At 47.7% G+C, this 17158-nt stretch carries 17 protein-coding genes; 11 read left to right on the forward strand and 6 right to left on the reverse strand.

Annotated features, from left to right (window positions below):
• Position 1: 1 nt before the first annotated feature.
• From gspF to vsple_RS00570, 9 genes are all read left to right on the forward strand, one after another.
• Entirely contained in the window at positions 2-1225 is a 1224-nt protein-coding gene (gene gspF / locus vsple_RS00530; RefSeq protein WP_261882359.1) for a type II secretion system inner membrane protein GspF, read from the forward strand.
• 124 nt (positions 1226-1349) lie between these two features.
• Positions 1350-1793 (forward strand): type II secretion system major pseudopilin GspG, encoded by a 444-nt coding sequence (gene gspG, locus vsple_RS00535; RefSeq protein ID WP_255231703.1) that lies wholly within the window; start codon positions 1350-1352, stop codon positions 1791-1793.
• A 44-nt stretch (positions 1794-1837) separates the two neighbouring features.
• The gene (gene gspH / locus vsple_RS00540; protein WP_255231702.1) at positions 1838-2449 is read left to right on the forward strand and encodes a type II secretion system minor pseudopilin GspH; all 612 of its coding nucleotides are present in this window, start codon (positions 1838-1840) and stop codon (positions 2447-2449) included.
• Positions 2436-2810 carry a type II secretion system minor pseudopilin GspI gene (gspI, locus tag vsple_RS00545; RefSeq protein WP_255231701.1) on the forward strand — a complete coding sequence of 125 codons (375 nt, stop codon included), beginning with the start codon at positions 2436-2438 and terminating at the stop codon, positions 2808-2810. Before gspH ends, gspI begins: the two co-directional genes overlap by 14 nt.
• Positions 2797-3474: a type II secretion system minor pseudopilin GspJ gene (gene gspJ, locus vsple_RS00550; protein WP_261882360.1), complete on the forward strand. Its 678-nt coding sequence runs from the start codon at positions 2797-2799 to the stop codon at positions 3472-3474. The genes gspI and gspJ overlap by 14 nt, the downstream gene beginning before the upstream one ends.
• On the forward strand, positions 3467-4498 hold the full coding sequence (gspK, locus tag vsple_RS00555) for a type II secretion system minor pseudopilin GspK (RefSeq protein WP_261882361.1): 1032 nt from the start codon (positions 3467-3469) through the stop codon (positions 4496-4498). Before gspJ ends, gspK begins: the two co-directional genes overlap by 8 nt.
• The gene (gene gspL / locus vsple_RS00560; RefSeq protein WP_261882362.1) at positions 4467-5693 is read left to right on the forward strand and encodes a type II secretion system protein GspL; all 1227 of its coding nucleotides are present in this window, start codon (positions 4467-4469) and stop codon (positions 5691-5693) included. The genes gspK and gspL overlap by 32 nt, the downstream gene beginning before the upstream one ends.
• Before the next feature lie 20 nt (positions 5694-5713).
• A complete protein-coding gene (locus vsple_RS00565; protein WP_261883098.1) occupies positions 5714-6202 on the forward strand; it encodes a type II secretion system protein M in 489 nt (162 codons plus the stop codon).
• Between the two features lies 1 nt (position 6203).
• A complete protein-coding gene (locus tag vsple_RS00570; protein ID WP_261882363.1) occupies positions 6204-6983 on the forward strand; it encodes a type II secretion system protein N in 780 nt (259 codons plus the stop codon).
• A gap of 73 nt (positions 6984-7056) precedes the next feature.
• Here vsple_RS00570 and vsple_RS00575 read toward each other — a convergent pair whose 3' ends face one another.
• The 5 genes from vsple_RS00575 to vsple_RS00595 all read right to left on the reverse strand — a co-directional run bounded on the left by vsple_RS00575 (position 7057) and on the right by vsple_RS00595 (position 12565).
• Complete coding sequence (locus vsple_RS00575; protein ID WP_261882364.1) at positions 7057-9255, reverse strand: vWA domain-containing protein; 2199 nt, start codon at positions 9253-9255, stop codon at positions 7057-7059.
• Positions 9256-9484: 229 nt separating this feature from the next.
• Positions 9485-10312, reverse strand: coding sequence for a 3'(2'),5'-bisphosphate nucleotidase CysQ (gene cysQ / locus vsple_RS00580; protein ID WP_255231695.1), 828 nt, complete (start codon positions 10310-10312; stop codon positions 9485-9487).
• Between the two features lie 10 nt (positions 10313-10322).
• On the reverse strand, positions 10323-10886 hold the full coding sequence (nudE, locus tag vsple_RS00585; RefSeq protein ID WP_255231694.1) for an ADP compounds hydrolase NudE: 564 nt from the start codon (positions 10884-10886) through the stop codon (positions 10323-10325).
• A 263-nt stretch (positions 10887-11149) separates the two neighbouring features.
• On the reverse strand, positions 11150-11734 hold the full coding sequence (gene nfuA, locus vsple_RS00590; RefSeq protein WP_032551117.1) for a Fe-S biogenesis protein NfuA: 585 nt from the start codon (positions 11732-11734) through the stop codon (positions 11150-11152).
• A gap of 108 nt (positions 11735-11842) precedes the next feature.
• Entirely contained in the window at positions 11843-12565 is a 723-nt protein-coding gene (locus tag vsple_RS00595; RefSeq protein WP_261883099.1) for a ComF family protein, read from the reverse strand.
• 91 nt (positions 12566-12656) lie between these two features.
• Here vsple_RS00595 and bioH point away from each other — a divergent pair, with 91 nt between their 5' ends.
• Both bioH and vsple_RS00605 read left to right on the forward strand, forming a co-directional pair.
• Positions 12657-13433: a pimeloyl-ACP methyl ester esterase BioH gene (gene bioH / locus vsple_RS00600; RefSeq protein WP_261882365.1), complete on the forward strand. Its 777-nt coding sequence runs from the start codon at positions 12657-12659 to the stop codon at positions 13431-13433.
• 174 nt (positions 13434-13607) lie between these two features.
• Entirely contained in the window at positions 13608-14081 is a 474-nt protein-coding gene (locus vsple_RS00605) for an ATP-dependent Lon protease (RefSeq protein ID WP_255231691.1), read from the forward strand.
• A gap of 195 nt (positions 14082-14276) precedes the next feature.
• On the opposite strand, the gene vsple_RS00610 is transcribed toward vsple_RS00605, so the two are convergent.
• Positions 14277-16598 carry a Tex family protein gene (locus vsple_RS00610; RefSeq protein WP_255231690.1) on the reverse strand — a complete coding sequence of 774 codons (2322 nt, stop codon included), beginning with the start codon at positions 16596-16598 and terminating at the stop codon, positions 14277-14279.
• Between the last annotated feature and the right edge of the window lie 560 nt (positions 16599-17158).

Consider the following 17158-nt stretch of genomic DNA (forward strand, 5'->3'; position numbering starts at 1 on the left):
TATGGCGGCATTTGAATACAAAGCACTGGATGCTAAGGGTAAAACCAAGAAAGGCTCAATAGAAGCGGACAACGCGCGTCAAGCTCGTCAGCGACTTAAAGAGCAAGGCTTGATGCCTGTTGAGATGGCTGAAGCAAAAACCAAAAGCAGTAAAGGGGGCAGTGCGCCTTCGACCAGCTTTAAGCGTGGTATCAGTACGCCAGATCTTGCTTTGATTACCCGCCAGATCTCAACTCTGGTGCAGTCTGGTATGCCGCTCGAGGAGTGTTTGAAAGCAGTAGCAGAGCAGTCTGAGAAACCGCGTATTCGCACCATGCTATTAGCGGTTCGCTCTAAGGTGACCGAAGGTTACACCCTAGCTGACAGCTTGGCTGATTACCCTCATATCTTCGATGAGCTGTTTCGTGCCATGGTGGCTGCCGGTGAAAAATCGGGTCACTTAGATGCAGTTTTAGAGCGCTTGGCTGATTACGCTGAGAATCGTCAAAAGATGCGCTCTAAGCTGATGCAAGCGATGATCTATCCGGTGGTGCTGGTGGTCTTTGCGGTGACGATAGTCTCATTCTTGCTCGCAACCGTCGTGCCTAAAATTGTTGAACCCATCATTCAGATGGGGCAAGAACTGCCTCAATCTACCCAATTTCTGCTGGCTTCGAGTGAGTTTATTCAGAGTTGGGGTATTCAGCTGTTCTTACTGATCGTTGGCTTTATTGTTCTGGTCAAAACGGCGCTCAAGAAGCCGTCGATTCGTTTGAGCTGGGATAGAAAACTTCTGAGTATCCCTCTGATTGGAAAAATTGCCAAAGGGATCAACACCTCGCGTTTTGCGCGCACTCTATCTATCTGTACTTCAAGTGCTATCCCTATTCTTGAAGGGATGAAGGTCGCGGTGGATGTGATGTCGAACCACCATGTGAAACAGCAGGTTCTACAGGCTTCAGACAATGTACGTGAAGGTGCGAGCCTGAGAAAAGCGCTCGATCAAACCAAGCTGTTTCCACCTATGATGCTGCACATGATTGCCAGTGGTGAGCAGAGTGGTCAGCTAGAGCAGATGCTAACTCGTGCTGCCGATAACCAAGACCAAAGCTTTGAGTCTACAGTGAACATTGCCCTAGGTATCTTTACGCCAGCTTTGATTGCGCTGATGGCGGGTTTGGTGCTGTTTATCGTTATGGCGACCCTGATGCCAATGTTGGAAATGAATAATTTAATGAGCGGATAATCTCGCTTATTTTACTTATTAGCTTTTAAATATTGCTTATTAGTTTTTAAATTTTACCGATTAGTTTTTAGATTTGGAGAGAGGCGCGTCTGCTAAACTCTCCGGCTGTCATTTGGAGAAAACAATGAAAAATAAAATCAACAAGCAATCCGGCTTTACCCTGTTAGAGGTAATGGTGGTTGTGGTTATCCTAGGTGTGTTGGCGAGCTTCGTTGTGCCAAACCTTCTGGGCAACAAAGAGAAAGCGGATCAACAGAAAGCGATCACTGACATCGTTGCTCTGGAGAACGCACTCGATATGTACAAGCTAGACAACAGCGTGTACCCAACAACGGATCAAGGTTTAGATGCATTGGTTTCAAAGCCAAGCAGCCCAGAGCCACGTAACTACCGTGACGGTGGTTACATCAAGCGTCTGCCAAACGACCCTTGGGGTAATGCGTACCAATACGTAAGCCCTGGCGACAATGGCACGATTGATATCTTCACGTTAGGTGCTGATGGTCAAGAAGGCGGTGAAGGTGCGGCAGCAGATATCGGCAACTGGAACATGCAAGACTTCCAATAAGCCCTCGCTTATTGTGAACGCATATCGTGATGGTAATACGAAACATGAGAAGCTCTGTTCAATCGCGCAGCACAATACGTTTGCGTGGATTTACTTTAATAGAAATTCTGCTAGTTCTCGTATTACTGTCACTAACCGCAGTGGCGGTGATCGCCACGATTCCTACCAATGCCAAAGATGTCGCTAAGCAGTACGCACACAGTTTTTACCAGCGTGTACAGCTACTTAATGAAGAAGCCATTCTCAGTGGCTTAGACTTTGGCATTCGTGTTGATGAGAAAAAATCCACTTATGTCCTGATGAGCTTGAACTCTGAAGGTTGGCAGGAAGTGGAGTTTGAAAAGATTCCTTCGACGACTGAGCTACCAAAAGAGTTGTCTCTTTCATTGAAGCTCGGCGGTGGTGCGTGGCAAGACGATGATCGGCTCTTTAATCCAGGCAGTCTGTTTGACGAAGACATGTTTGCAGACTTAGAAGAAGAGAAGAAGCCTAGACCACCTCAAATCTACATCCTATCGAGTGCTGAGTTAACGCCCTTTACCCTCTCATTCTACCCAAATACTGGTGATTCGCTGCAAGATGGTTGGCGTATCCGCGTAAAAGATAATGGAGTTATTCGTCTGCTTGAGCCGGGAGAAGAAGATGAAGAGGAGTAATCTTAGCTCGCAGTCTCAGCGTGGTATGACACTGCTAGAGGTACTGGTGGCGTTGGCCATTTTTGCAACAGCGGCGATCAGTGTCATTCGCGCGGTCACTCAGCACATTAATACGCTGAGTTACTTGGAAGAGAAAACCTTCGCGGCGATGGTGGTTGATAATCAAATGGCGATGGTGATGCTGCACCCCGAGAAACTGAAAAAGACACAGGGAACCCAAAAGCTTGCAGAGCGTGACTGGTTCTGGACTATAACACCTGTGCCGACCAGTGATAATCTTTTGAAGGCTTTTGATGTCAGTGTGGCAACCAGTAAGAATGCATCACCTGTCGTGACGGTACGCAGTTATGTCTCAAAATAAACGTGTCTGCGCGACTCGCAGTAAAACAAAAGGCTTCACCTTGATTGAGGTGCTGGTCTCGATTGCGATATTCGCCACCTTGAGTGTGGCGGCGTATCAGGTGGTGAATCAGATCCAACGTAGCAATGACGTCTCGATAGAACGTAGTGCGCGATTGAATGCTCTGCAGCGTAGCTTGGTCATTTTAGATAATGATTTTCGCCAGATGGCGCAACGCCAGTTTCGAACAAACGGCGAAGAAGCATCATCTAAACTGATCTTAATGCAAGAGTATCTGCTCGATTCGGACTCGATCGGTGTGATGTTTACCCGTTTAGGGTGGCACAATCCACAGCAGCAGTTCCCAAGAGGGGAAGTCACTAAAGTGGGTTACCGAATTAAAGAAGAGACGCTCGAGCGAGTATGGTGGCGTTACCCCGATACTCCAACCGGACAAGAAGGCGTAGTGACACCACTACTCGAAGGGATTGAAGCCTTTAGCCTAGAGTTCTACAACGGAAGCTCATGGCTAGAGGAGTGGCAGACAGATCGTGCGCTGCCACAAGCAGTCAGACTTAAATTGACCCTTAAAGATTACGGTGAAATTGAGCGTGTCTACCTAACACCTAGTGGCGGCATGAATACGAGTGACAGCTCCTCGTCAAGTGGGGGCAATAATGGTTAATCGATCCCCAATGGGGAAGCCCAGCAAGCAAGGTGGTGTTGCGCTTATCGTGATATTGATGCTGCTCGCGATCATGGCAACGATTGCAGGGAGTATGTCTGAGAGGCTGTTCACGCAGTTTAAACGTGTGGGTAATCAGCTCAATTATCAACAAGCCTACTGGTATAGCATTGGTATTGAAGCGCTGGCTAAGGTTGGTATTGAGCAGAGCTATAAAGACAGTGATACCATCAATTTAAGTCAGCCGTGGGCACTGGAAGAGCAGGTTTATCCGCTCGACTATGGTCAAGTGGTGGGGCACATTCGAGATGGTCAAGCGTGTCTAAATTTGAATGCGTTGAAGTCTGTTGCCAGCACCACAGATAACACATCACCTTATTTGGTCTCTGTGTGGCAAACCCTGTTAGAGAATCTAGAAGTGGACTCTTATCAAGCTGAAGTGATCGCCAATTCGACGTGGGAATTTGTCGATGAGGATACGCGCAGTGCCTCTTCTGTGGGAGTGGAAGACAGCACCTATGAAGCGATGAAGCCCGCTTATCTGGCAGCGAATGGTTTGATGGCAGACGAGTCTGAACTGCGTGCCGTGTATCAAGTGAGCGGTGAGGTGATGGATAAGGTACGCCCTTATGTGTGTGCTCTGCCAAGTGATGACTGGCGTTTGAACGTAAATACACTCAAGGTCAAACAGGCTCCGCTTCTAGAAGCGATGTTTGCCCCGAACTTGAGCGAATCTGACGCTAAAGCGTTGATTGAAAACCGCCCCTTTGATGGCTGGGATAGCATTGATGATTTCTTAGCTGAGTCGAACTTATCGAGTGTCAGTGCCGATGTGACCAAGAAAGCCAAAGGGTATTTAGCGGTAGATAGTAGCTACTTCGAGCTGGATGCTGAAGTATTAGTGGAGAAGTCGCGAGTTCGAATTCGCACTCTCTTTTATAGTAGTAATCGAGAAACAGTGACGGTTGTGCGCCGTCGCTTTGGAGGAATCAGTGAGCGAGTTTCTGACCGTTCGACTGAGTAGCGAACCACAAAGCCCTGTGCAGTGGTTAGTTTGGTCGACAAGCCAGCAAGAAGTGATCGCAAGTGGCGAGCTTGCGAGCTGGCAACAGCTTGATGAGCTGACACCTTATGCTGAGAAACGGACCTGTATTGCGCTACTCTCGGGCAATGATTGCCTATTGAAGCGTGTGGAGATCCCAAAAGGCGCAGCGCGTCAGTTTGAGTCGATGCTGCCATTTCTATTGGAAGATGAAGTCGCACAGGATATTGAAGATCTGCACTTTACCATTCTAGATAAAAACGCGGAGACGGCGGTCGTTTGTGGTGTCGAGCAGCAATGGCTTACTCAGGTAATGAGTGCATTTTCAGAGGTTGGTATAACCATTCGCAAAGTCCTGCCGGATACACTTGCCCTTCCCGTTGATGCGGAAGGCGTAACCGCATTGCAGATTGGTGATCAGTGGTTATTGCGCCAAAGCACCTTTCAAGCGGTCTCTATTCGCCAAGCATGGCTGCCGATGTTTTTAAGCAGCGATTGGCTTGTTACTGAAGACGATGTTAAGCCGACGATCTTGAGTTATACCGCACTGCCAGATGAAGAAGCTCAGCAGCAGAGTGGAGTGGAGTGGCAAGCAAAACCAGCAGAATTGGTGATGTCGGTACTCAGCCAACAGGCGATTATCAGCGGAACTAACTTGCTGACAGGTCGCTTTAAAACCAAATCTTCATTCACTAAATACTGGAAGATTTGGCAAAAGGTGGCGATTGCCGCGTGTCTGTTGATTGCGGTTATCGCAACCCAGCAGACACTCAAAGTACAGCGCTACGAAGCGGAAGCTCAGGCGTATCGAGCTGAGAGTGAACGCATTTTCCGTCAGGTGATGGCAGGTAAACGTAAGATTCCAAGCGTCAGTTATTTGAAGCGCACGATGAACGAAGAGGCAAGTCGATATGGTGGCTCCAGTGATAGCGCGAGTCTGCTGGGTTGGCTAACTCAGCTACCAAGTACGTTGGGGCAAGTGACGTCCATCGAAGTGGAAAGTATTCGTTATGATGGCAACCGCTCTGAAGTGCGTCTGCAAGCGAAAAGCTCTAACTTCCAACACTTTGAGACCGCTCGCACTAAGCTTGCCGAGAAGTTCTCTGTTGAGCAAGGGCCGCTGAACCGTAACGGCGATGCTGTGTACGGCAGCTTTACACTTAAACCATTACAGTAACTCACGTTAGGAGATCAATGATGAGAAATATGATTGAGCCACTCCAGGCGTGGTGGACATCGATCAGTCAACGCGAACAGAGGCTTGTGATTGGGTGCTCTATTTTGCTGATCGTCGGTGCCGTTTATTGGGGTGTACTTCAGCCGCTCAATACTCGCGCGGAATTGGCGCAAAGCCGTATTCAGAGTGAAAAGCAGCTGCTGGCTTGGGTGAGCAACAAGGCGGATGAGATTGTTGAACTGCGTGGCAGTGGTGGCGCGAAAAGTTCTGAACCTTTGAACCGTTCTGTACCGGCTTCAATGCGCCGTTTTAAGATTGAGTTGATTCGAGTACAACCTCGTGGCGAAATGCTGCAAGTGTGGGTTAAGCCAGTACCATTTAATCAGTTTGTTGATTGGTTAACGTACCTGAAAGAGCAGCAAGGCGTTGAAGTAGAATTCATGGATATTGACCGCAGTGACACGCAGGGCGTGATTGAAGTCAAACGATTACAGTTCAAGCGAGGTTAGTGTGAAGCGAGGCTCTTCTCTAAAATATGGCTTACTTTTCAGTGCCATTTTTATCGTGTTTTTTTCAGTCAGTCTGCTTTTGCACTTGCCAGCAGCCTTTGCTCTTAAGCATGCGCCTAAGGTGAGAGGGCTACAAATTAACGGTGTGCAAGGCTCTATCTGGCAAGGCAGCGCCAGCAATATCGTTTGGCAGCGTGTTAATTATGGCTCAGTGCAGTGGGACTTTCAGTTTAGCCAGCTTTTCCAAGGCAAGGCAGAGCTAGCGGTTCGATTCGGTCGTGATAGTGATATGAACCTGCGTGGTAAGGGCTATGTCGGTTACAGCATGAATGGTGCTTACGCGCAAAATTTGGTGGCATCACTGCCAGCTGAAGAGGTACTGAAGTTCGTCCCAAATATTCCAGTACCGATCGCTGCTGTTGGTCAGGTGGAACTGACGATTAAACACCTTCAACAAGGCCAACCTTGGTGTCAAACCGGTGAAGGCACCTTAGCTTGGTCAGGTGCTGGCGCGGAGACACCGCTAGGCGCGTTGGACTTTGGTCCTGTTATCGCTGATGTCACTTGCCAAGACAATACGATTGCTGCAAAAGGCACTCAGAAAACCACGCAAGTTGAGAGTGAATTCGATGCAAGCTTAACGCCGAACCGTCGCTACGCAACCAATGCATGGTTCAAACCGGGTGCTGAGTTCCCACCCACGATGCAAAACCAACTGCGTTGGCTAGGCAAACCTGACAATCAAGGGAAGTACCAGTTTACTTATCAAGGGCGCTTGTAGTTGTAGCATCGCGAATAAAAAAGAAAGGGCGATAGAACTAAATTCTATCGCCCTTTTGTTTATGGATTGGTTGTTACTTTGAGTCGTCTACATATTGATAAGCAACGATAATTTCAGCGCCTTGTGCTGGAATAGCCGTACCTGTAAACACAATGGATTCAGATAGTGGGTAATATTGCCAACCATTGGAAGAGTTGCGATCCACTTTTGCCCCATCAACGGTTACTAGAATGGACGATGAAAGAACATGTTGAGCTTCAGCTTTAGAAAGCTTGTAACCCGCACTTGAGGCCCCCGCATTTTTCGCCATCACTTCAACAAATGATTTGTATTCAGTATCTACATTGATGTTTAGAGTTTTACCTAGCGTTGTTGAGGCGAGGTCGTCATACTGACTCTTATCTGCATGTGATGGGTCGACGATAGAGTACACTCGATAGCCATTATCAAGGAACAAGTTGTTGTTAGGATCAAACTCTGGAGAGTTGTATCTTTGGTACTGGCTTGGTTCATCACTCATGATAACGACTGACAGTGAAGCGCCAGTTCGTGGGTATCCAGCAAGCTCTACCGTCCCCCCTTTTTGTAGTGCAAGTTCTGAGTAATAGATCCCGCGTTCCGTAGTGCTGCCGCCGATGCCTGGTTTAAAGTCTTTGGCAATTTGAATTAAATCACTAGTAAAGCCATTTCCACGCAGTTCATCTGAATCTGTGGTAATGGTACCAACCATGAAGTCCACACCCGCATTTTGAATGGTTTCTGTAAAGGCTACCGTTAAGTCACTGATCGCTTGCTGCTCGCCCCCCATACTACCTGAGTTGTCGATAACAAATAGGAAGTCAGCTTTAGAGGTGGTTTGGTCAAGCGCAGTAAACTTATCATTCTGCAGTTGCAATGTTGCATCTTTAGATGCTTGGATACTTTCTGAAGTCGTTGAAACAATCAGATCTGAGTAATCCACAACTTTGTCGTTTTGCACCAGTGTGCTGGTAATCACGGCACTGTCTGTGACTTTGTTGTAGCTGGTTGTGATATCAAGTTGATACTCTAATTGAGTGACCTCAGACGCTGCTGGAACTAAAGCGCTAGCGGTTCCGCCAATCTTATTCACGGCTACTTGATTGATCAGAGTATTGAGGATTTCAGTAAGCTTCAATCCTGTGCGCAATGTGATCTTATAGGTTGCGTTGACATCGCCATTTTCTAGCGTTGTCAGGGATGTCTGCACAATATCCGCTCTGCTGAGCTGAGAGGCAAAAGCACCAACCCCATCAACAAGGATCTCTTGAGCCGTTGTTTGTCCACTCAACGCTCCCCTTTCTGCCACAAAACCAGCGAGTTCAGTATTATCTGGCGTTGGAAGTGAGCTTCTTGCTGAAGCGGCTGCGGTAGTAACAGGCTTCGCGTAGATAATCGTACCTGTTACATCACCAGTAAGCGCGCTGGTTGTATAACCTTCAGGTAAGAAGACTTGTTGGCTATTAAGAACGACAGACTGAGTTGGTGCTGGCGCTTCTGCAACGGTGATAATGATCTCTTTGGTTTGCAGTACGGTTTGGCCTTGATCGTTGGTCGTTTCAATGCTGAGTTTGTACTTCTCTTGACCGACGGTCGTCCCTGCTTGAACGGTAACTTGAGTTGGAGTGGTTGTCGTTAACGCATCTCCATTTTCGTTATACCAAGTCACCTTATCATTTGGTTGAAGGTTACTGATGGTTGCTGTTAGCGTTGTTTGTGCGCCTGCCGCAACAATGGCTGGATTCGCTGTGATCGAGTTGATGATGGCGCTTGGTGCGAAATCAGCACCGATACTACACAGTACTTCTGATGACTGAACTTCGCTGCTATCAAGAATGCCATTCTTGTTCGCATCAACACCAAGAGTGACTAATTGTCCTCCGGCATCACATCTGGTGTCCGTTTTTGCGATTAAAGCGACCGACACCAAAGCTTGATTGAAGATATCGCTACCTTCTTGCTGAGTATTATTCGTTCCATCGTGACAGATGGTTTTATTGGAGACATGTTCGCTATCTTCAAGCGTGCCATTTTTATCGTCATCGTAGCCAGCGATAACCTTGAGACCACCGTTAGCACATTCAGCATCACCAGCAGGTAGAGTTAATGTGGAAATCAAGGCGTCTTTTTGTACCGTACCGCCGTTTGAAGAACTGTCGGAAGGGTCGCTATCGCTGCCACAACCGGAAAGTAGAATAGATGCCACCGAAGTCGCGATTAGAGTCTTTTTAGTAAGCCTAGCATTGACGTTCATTATCATATCCTTGTGATATATGAAATTAGTTTTGATATATGCAAGGAATGTTTTTATAGGACAGTTCAAACTTTGTAAATGAAACAAGTATGATATGACCTAGAACTTTGAGCCACTTAACTGTATGAATGATAATGATAAAATCATCAGTTTCTATTGATAGATTTGTATATTTGTTCGACAGTTTGGTGAGAAAAGCACCACCTTAACAGTGGTGCCTGAGTGGAGTTTAATCTTTACCTTGTAGAATCTCTTCCCAAGGTAAGTCTGCATCACCGAGCACGATGAAGTTTGGATTCTCTAATGTTTCCCGTTCGTTGTATGACAGGGGCTCAAGGTGAGTGCTTAATATGCGTCCGCCAGCTTCTTCAACGATACACTGGGTTGCGGCTGTATCCCACTCACCGGTTGGACCCAAGCGTAGGTAACAATCTACCGCGCCCTCTGCGACTAGACACGCCTTAAGGGCAGCTGACCCAAGCGGAACTAAATCGTAGTTCCATTTTGAGCTCATACGGTTGGTGATGCGGTTGATATCTTGGCGACGGCTTATTGCCATTGCAATCGGCTGATTTGGTAGCTCATGGCGATGAGTTTTGATTTTCACGCTATCGTTCAAATCTGGAATCTTCCAAGCGCCTTTACTGTGGTAAGCGTAATATGTCACACCAGACACTGGACCGTAGACGACACCCATCACAGGCTTGTTGTGTTCAATTAGTGCAATAATGGTGGCAAAGTCTCCGCTGCGCGCGATGAACTCTTGGGTGCCATCCAGTGGATCAACTAGCCAGTAGCGATCCCACTGAGAGCGTTTCTCTAGGCTGATATCGGCAGCCTCTTCTGACAGGACGGGAATGTCTGGGGTCAATTCACTCAATCTTTTTGAGATCAGTTTGTGTGCTGCAAGGTCGGCACTGGTGACAGGGGTATCGTCACTTTTTGTATACTCTTCGTAATTTTTCTTCTCGTAGATCTCTAGAATCAGCTGTCCCGCTGAGCGAGCGATTCCAATCACGGAGGGCAGTAGATGGGATAAATCTTTTGTCATTGGCATAAAAGGTCTCTTACTCTTCGTCAGATTGTTGTTTTAGTAGTCGAAGAGCCAGTAATAAGGCGGTAATGGAGCGGGCTTCACAGAAGTCGAGATGCGTCAGTAACTCTTCTCCTTGAGCCAGCGGCCAGCGCACAATATCCAGTGGTTCTGGCTCGTCACCTTCTAGCTGTTCTGGGTAAAGATCTTCGGCAATAAACAGCGTCATTTTGCTCGAAAAATAAGAAGGGGCGAGAATCACTTCCTTGAGTGGCGTGAGTTTGCGAGCGCCAAAACCAATCTCTTCTTTTAATTCTCTAACCGCGGCTTCACTTGGAGTTTCACCTTGGTCGATGAGACCTTTGGGGAAGCCTAGCTCATAGCGTTCGGTTCCTGCGGCGTACTCGCGCACCAATAAAATATCGCCTTGTTCAGTAATTGGGACCATCATTACTGCGTTGCGACCGCTTGGTTTCATCCGCTCATAGGTACGAAGCTCACCGTTAGAAAACTTGAGATCGAGAGATTCAATAGAGAACAGTTTTGATTGAGCGACAGTTTGCTTAGCCAAGATTTCTGGCTTGGTCCTTCTTGTCATGCGCTCGCTCCTTAGCTTTTTGGAAAGTCTTTCTAATATAGGGGAAATGGCGGTCACTTCCTAGAGGTGAGTTTTTATATCATGGAATTATTGAATAGGAAGCGATTGCAATCTCAGTTCTCTAGATTAGAGCGCCACTCTGTTGATTTTGTTCGTGAAGTGAAGGCAGCAGGGTGGATGTATTGGTTACTGGGAGCCTAAAAAACAAAAAGGCCGATGTTTTCACATCAGCCTTGGTCCTTGGTCTCTAATCTTAGGTGTGATTAGTAGTAAGAGTGCTCACCGCGATCGTGCTCAGTTGCATCACGAACCGCTGTTAGTTCACCCTCGAATTGTTGTAGAAGTTCTTTCTCGATGCCTTCTTTTAGAGTCACATCAACCATAGAACAACCGTTACAACCACCACCAAACGCGACGATAGCAACGCCTTCATCAGTGATTTCAACTAGGCTTACATGACCGCCGTGGCCTGCTAGTTGCGGGTTTACTTGAGTCTGGATTGCGTACTCAACACGCTCTAGAAGAGGTGCGTCATCAGCCACTTTACGCATTTTTGCGTTTGGAGCTTTTAGAGTTAGCTGTGAACCCATTTTGTCGGTAACGAAGTCGATTTCAGCTTCGTCTAGGAATGGCAGGCTTAGCTCATCTACGTAAGCAGAGAAACCTTCAAATGCTAGTTCAGTATCAGATGCTTCTACCGCATCTGTAGGGCAGTAAGATACACCACACTCTGCATTCTGCGTACCTGGGTTTACCACGAATACGCGGATGTTAGTCCCTTCTGGCTGCTGTGAAAGCAGGTTAGCAAAATGAGTTTGAGCTGTTTCTGTAATAGTAATATTTGACACGACGAATACCTGAGTAAATTTGTAGGCTATTCTGCCATTCTACTCCTGTCGGAACGGTAATTCAGCCCTTTTTTGCTGAATTGATAGACAAGTTTCGTGGGAAATTGACTAAGACGCGGGTTCAGGAGTGCGGCAGATGCAGTAAATATCAATCCTTTTAACGCCCACTTCAAGTAGCAATTGACATAATTGATACACAGTACTGCCTGTGGTGACGACATCATCCATTATTGCAACATGGGCGTCGCCTTTTGCTATCACTTTCATCACATCCTTGTTCCTTAAAGAAAAAGCATTGCGCAGATTATGCTGGCGTTGCGTCTTACTAAGCCCTTGCTGCGTTGGCGTGGCACGTTGACGTTTAAACAGCGCTAGGCTTTGGCTGTTAAGTTGGTGGGCAAGGGCATCGGCTAGCAACGCGCTTTGATTAAATCCGCGGTGTAGGTAGCGCCGCCAATGCAGCGGCACACTAGTGATAATAGGGGCAGGTTGCTCAATATGGTTTGCCAGCAGTTTGACTAAGTCTCGGCACAACCAAAATTGACCACTGTACTTCATCTGATGCACGTAGTGGCTGAGAGGAAAATCGTAGTCACCAACACAATAGAGCCGCTGCCAAGGTGGTGGTGTTTTGAGGCAGGCCCCACATACTATGGCGTCAATATCGAGTTTGATACCACAACGTTGGCAGCGGTGTTGGGGGGCGAATTGAGATAGACAGCTATTGCACCACTTAGGGTGGGTATCTTTAGGCTGCTTTGGCAATTGACAGAGCTGGCATTGTGGTGTGACCAAGCGTGGTGTGTGTTTTTGGATCCAATCAGATAACATAGCGAGCATAAGTGCATTGATGATGTAGGTTTGGATAGCCTAGACAGCAAGATCATCATTGTTGGATGAGAATAGTAGGGAAAATCACGAGATGAGCGACAAACTGTATTGGCATGTATCTGGGCAGGGTCCAGATTTGGTGTTGGTTCATGGATGGGGAATGAACGGTGCGGTATGGCAGCAAACCGTAACGGCACTTGAGAGCCAATTTCGTGTTCATGTGGTTGACCTGCCAGGTTATGGTCACAGCAGTCATTGCCATGCTGATAACCTTGAGAGTATTGCCGAGCAGTTGATGGAAGAGGCGCCAAAGCAGGCGATCTGGGTTGGTTGGTCGTTGGGTGGTTTAGTCGCGACGCATATGGCGCTGCACCATACCGACTACGTCTCCAAGCTAGTCACAGTTGCGAGCTCTCCAAAATTTGCCGCAGCCAAAGAGCCGGTATTGTGGCGCGGTATTCAGCCTAACGTTCTGAGCAACTTTACCGAGCAGCTGGTGGAAGATTTTCAAACCACCATCGAGCGCTTCATGGCACTGCAAGCGATGGGCAGCCCTTCGGCAAGACAAGATGTGAAACAGTTAAAACAGGCGGTACTGTCACGTCCTCTGCCTAACCCAGATTCCCTGCTTGCCGGATTAAAAATGCTTTCCGATGTTGATCTGCGCGAGCGCTTACCTGAGCTAACAGTGCCTATGCTGCGTTTGTATGGTCGGTTGGATGGTTTGGTGCCGATTAAGGTGGCGAAAGATCTAGAAAAAGCGTTGCCTAACACTGAGCAATATATCTTTACCCAGTCTTCGCATGCACCGTTTATGACTGAAGCGGACGCTTTTTGCTGTGAACTGATCAGCTTCGCCGAGAAATAATTGCTAAAATTATAGACAGCGTGGTCGATATATAATCTAACCAAGGCACTGAACGATGCTCAGCCCTCTCTCTCACCTGAGCAGAACACAGTACGTTGGGCTATGCCTGTTGTGCTTACTCAGTTCAACGGTGCAATAGCAATAGCGACGGGCGATTCTTGAGGAGAGTTCGCAATGATTGTGTCACCTGCAACGGCAGTAAGTGTGCCACTGATCGCCCCATCCGTTAATGTGCAAACTGAGCAAGTTGCGCGTGAAAATAGAGTTCGAGAGCCTGTTGCTCCAGCCGTCGCATTGGCTAAAACTAATGCAGAGCGCAAGGTAAAATCGGACGATAAACGAAGGCAGCAATCAGCTTGGGATCCCTCTGACCATCCCGGTTATGAGATGGATAACGAGCAGGAAATAGATGCGGTAAACCAAGAAGAGCCTAAAGATCCATTTGATAGGTTGTTCAGCTTATTGGCGCTGAGTAGTTATAGTGCCGATCAAGGAAAGGGTTACACCATGCGTTTTCGATTGCCCAAGCACATTCTTGATGTGGCGATTCGAGAAGGGCAGATGGAACAACGACGTAAGGTCATTAAGTATCACTATGGCCATGCTGTTGCGCCTCATAAGCCATCTGAGGTATTGGTTGTGCTCTAGCGCAGTCAATATCGCCAAGCCTTTTTGAACCTAATAAAAAAACCTGCATGCCAATGGCGATGCAGGTTTTCTGTTTTTAGGAGCAAGCTTGTATATTTTGAAGGGCGCTCTTCTGTCTACGAGAGCGCTCTGACAGCTTTAGGTCTACTATGATCCAAACGCTTTTCTAGCTGCTCACTTCCTTATTGCGCAGCGTTACTTCTTCGCTTTTGCAAAGGCAGCAGCAAACGCGCCACCCATAGCGCCGTTCTGTTGTGGCTCTTCACGGCGACGCTGTCCACCATTTGATGGACGACCTTGCGAGCGTGGTGCAGATGAACGTTGAGCGCGATTGTCTTGTCCCGGTTCGTCTTTCATACGCATACTTAGCGCAATACGCTTGCGTTGCACATCGACTTCCATCACCTTCACTTTGACAATATCACCCGCTTTCACCACTTCACGTGGATCAGAAACAAAGCGATCAGTCAGTGCTGAAATGTGTACCAGACCGTCTTGGTGAACACCGATATCAACGAAAGCACCAAAGTTGGCTACGTTAGAGACCACGCCTTCTAGAACCATGCCCGGCTCTAAATCAGACACAGAGTTAACGCCTTCCGCAAAGGTCGCCGTTTTGAACTCAGGACGCGGGTCTCGACCTGGTTTATCTAGCTCTTTGATGATGTCTGTTACCGTTGGAACGCCGAAGTTATCGTCGGTGTAATCGACCGCGTGCAAGCCTTTTAGGAAGTTGGAGTCGCCGATTAGGGTCTTGATATCTTTGCTGTTCTTCTCTGAGATCGCTTTTACCACAGGGTAAGCTTCTGGGTGAACCGCAGACGCATCGAGTGGGTTTTTACCACCCATGATACGCAGGAAGCCGGCACACTGTTCAAAGGCTTTTGGCCCCAAGCGCGCGACTTTCTTCAGCGTGGTGCGTGCTTCGAATCGGCCATTTTCGTCACGGTAATCAACGATATTTTGCGCGATGGTGCTAGATAGACCCGCGACACGGGTCAGAAGCGCAGCAGACGCGGTGTTTACATCAACACCGACGGCGTTTACACAGTCTTCAACAATGGCATCTAGGCGTTTCGCGAGCATGGTTTGGCTCACATCGTGTTGGTACTGACCAACACCGATCGACTTAGGATCGATTTTCACTAGCTCTGCCAGTGGATCCTGTAGACGACGAGCAATCGATACGGCACCACGCAAAGATACGTCCATATTCGGGAACTCTTTGGCTGCAAGTTCAGATGCCGAGTAAACCGACGCACCCGCTTCGCTCACAATGATCTTCTGCACCTTCAGATTACCGCGTTTAATCACGTCAGCCACAAAGCTGTCGGTTTCGCGTGAAGCTGTACCGTTACCAATCGCAATCAGGTCAACATTAAATTGACGCACCATCTGTTCTACGATATGTGCAGATTTGTCGTACTGCTTTTGCGGTGGGTGAGGGTAGATGGTCTCAGTTGCCAGCACCTTACCGGTTGCATCAACTACGGCGATTTTTGAACCAGTACGTAGGCCAGGATCGAGACCTAGTGTTGCACGTGGACCAGCTGGAGCGGCCATTAACAGATCTTTTAGGTTGGTCGCGAACACTTCAATCGCTTCGATTTCTGCGCGCTCTTTCATTGCGCCCATCAGCTCGGTTTCCATGTGCATAGACACTTTAATGCGCCATGCCCAGCTGATCACCTGTTTACGCCATGCATCGGCAGGCGCACTGCTCAGCGTAATGCCATAGTGATCAGAGATGATGTTTTCACAGTAAGAACCACGCACGCCTTCTTCTTGCTCTGGGTCAGCATTCATGGTCAGAGTTAGGAAACCCTCATTACGACCACGCAGCATCGCTAGTGCTCGGTGTGAAGGCACTTTGCTCAGCGTTTCGTCATGCTCGAAGTAGTCTTTGAACTTCTCACCTTCTTGCTCTTTACCCGCGACAACACGTGCGCTCAAAGCCGCGTTACGGGTTAGGTGCTGACGTATTTTCTCAAGCAGGTTCGCATCTTCTGCTATGCGTTCCATGATAATGGCGCGAGCACCATCGAGCGCGGCTTTGGTATCTTCAATGCCTTTTTCACTATTCAGGTACTGAGAGGCTTCACTTTCTGGATCGTGTTGTGGTTCGTTCCAAAGTGTCTCTGCTAGCGGCTCTAAGCCTGCTTCAATTGCGATTTGGCCTTTGGTACGACGCTTAGGCTTATAGGGTAGGTATAAATCTTCTAGACGAGTTTTGCTATCGGCTTGAGTGATCTCTTTCTCAAGCTCAGCGGTCAGTTTGCCTTGGTCTTGAATCGATTTGAGGATCGTTTGGCGGCGATCGTCGAGTTCACGCAGATAAGAAAGTCGGCTGTCTAGATTACGTAATTGGGTATCATCAAGGCCGCCCGTTACCTCTTTACGGTAACGTGCAATAAAGGGAACCGTGTTACCGTCGTCGATTAGGGTAACTGCTGCGGTCACTTGATCGGGGCGAACGCTCAGCTCTTGAGCGATCTGTCTACAGATAGCTTGGCTCATCCGTTGAATCTCTTTTTGATTATCGTGCCCACATATATGGGGGTGAACCTTAGCTTTTTCTAGCTTTACTAAGTCAATTTCCTGTTTGTTCGGTGATTTCCCGATCTGATATACCCTTTGTGCGAGATCTCTTACAAGTGATGTGCGACTAAATCACTTTATGCATGTTGCTTTTACTGTGTCTTGATGTAAGTTACTGATATTTAATGACTTAAGTTAAGGTGTGATCGATGTCATATCATTTTTTTGTTGGCAGATATCTGGGATGTCATCGGATTTCGCGTAATATTTAACTTGTCGACAGGGAGTTGGCAGGAACAGGAAAAAGCCTAACGGATTAGGTATCTTCAGGAAGAAGATTTGATTGCTTAGGATGAGTGATCAGCAAGGATGTAAAACACTGATTGAGTTTGATGTGGCTAGGATGGTTACTGATGCTGATGAAAGTGAATGTCTCTGGATGAGATTAGCCCGTCAGGATGATAGGCAAGCATGGACACCGCTAGGATGGCGATGACAAAAGGAAATCGGTTAAAGGATTTAGCCAATATCAAGGAAAG

The sequence above is a fragment of the Vibrio pelagius genome, from assembly GCF_024347575.1.
Classification (GTDB): domain Bacteria; phylum Pseudomonadota; class Gammaproteobacteria; order Enterobacterales; family Vibrionaceae; genus Vibrio; species Vibrio pelagius.

Excerpts from the sequence above, each read along its gene's own strand:
- gspF (WP_261882359.1), top strand. The coding sequence starts at position 2 with ATGGCGGCATTTGAATACAAAGCACTGGATGCTAAGGGTAAAACCAAG.
- gspG (WP_255231703.1), top strand. The coding sequence starts at position 1,350 with ATGAAAAATAAAATCAACAAGCAATCCGGCTTTACCCTGTTAGAGGTA.
- gspH (WP_255231702.1), top strand. The coding sequence starts at position 1,838 with ATGAGAAGCTCTGTTCAATCGCGCAGCACAATACGTTTGCGTGGATTT.
- gspI (WP_255231701.1), top strand. The coding sequence starts at position 2,436 with ATGAAGAGGAGTAATCTTAGCTCGCAGTCTCAGCGTGGTATGACACTG.
- gspJ (WP_261882360.1), top strand. The coding sequence starts at position 2,797 with ATGTCTCAAAATAAACGTGTCTGCGCGACTCGCAGTAAAACAAAAGGC.
- gspK (WP_261882361.1), top strand. The coding sequence starts at position 3,467 with ATGGTTAATCGATCCCCAATGGGGAAGCCCAGCAAGCAAGGTGGTGTT.
- vsple_RS00565 (WP_261883098.1), top strand. The coding sequence starts at position 5,714 with ATGAGAAATATGATTGAGCCACTCCAGGCGTGGTGGACATCGATCAGT.
- vsple_RS00575 (WP_261882364.1), bottom strand. The coding sequence starts at position 9,255 with ATGAACGTCAATGCTAGGCTTACTAAAAAGACTCTAATCGCGACTTCG.
- cysQ (WP_255231695.1), bottom strand. The coding sequence starts at position 10,312 with ATGCCAATGACAAAAGATTTATCCCATCTACTGCCCTCCGTGATTGGA.
- nudE (WP_255231694.1), bottom strand. The coding sequence starts at position 10,886 with ATGACAAGAAGGACCAAGCCAGAAATCTTGGCTAAGCAAACTGTCGCT.
- vsple_RS00595 (WP_261883099.1), bottom strand. The coding sequence starts at position 12,565 with ATGTTATCTGATTGGATCCAAAAACACACACCACGCTTGGTCACACCA.
- bioH (WP_261882365.1), top strand. The coding sequence starts at position 12,657 with ATGAGCGACAAACTGTATTGGCATGTATCTGGGCAGGGTCCAGATTTG.
- vsple_RS00605 (WP_255231691.1), top strand. The coding sequence starts at position 13,608 with ATGATTGTGTCACCTGCAACGGCAGTAAGTGTGCCACTGATCGCCCCA.
- vsple_RS00610 (WP_255231690.1), bottom strand. The coding sequence starts at position 16,598 with ATGAGCCAAGCTATCTGTAGACAGATCGCTCAAGAGCTGAGCGTTCGC.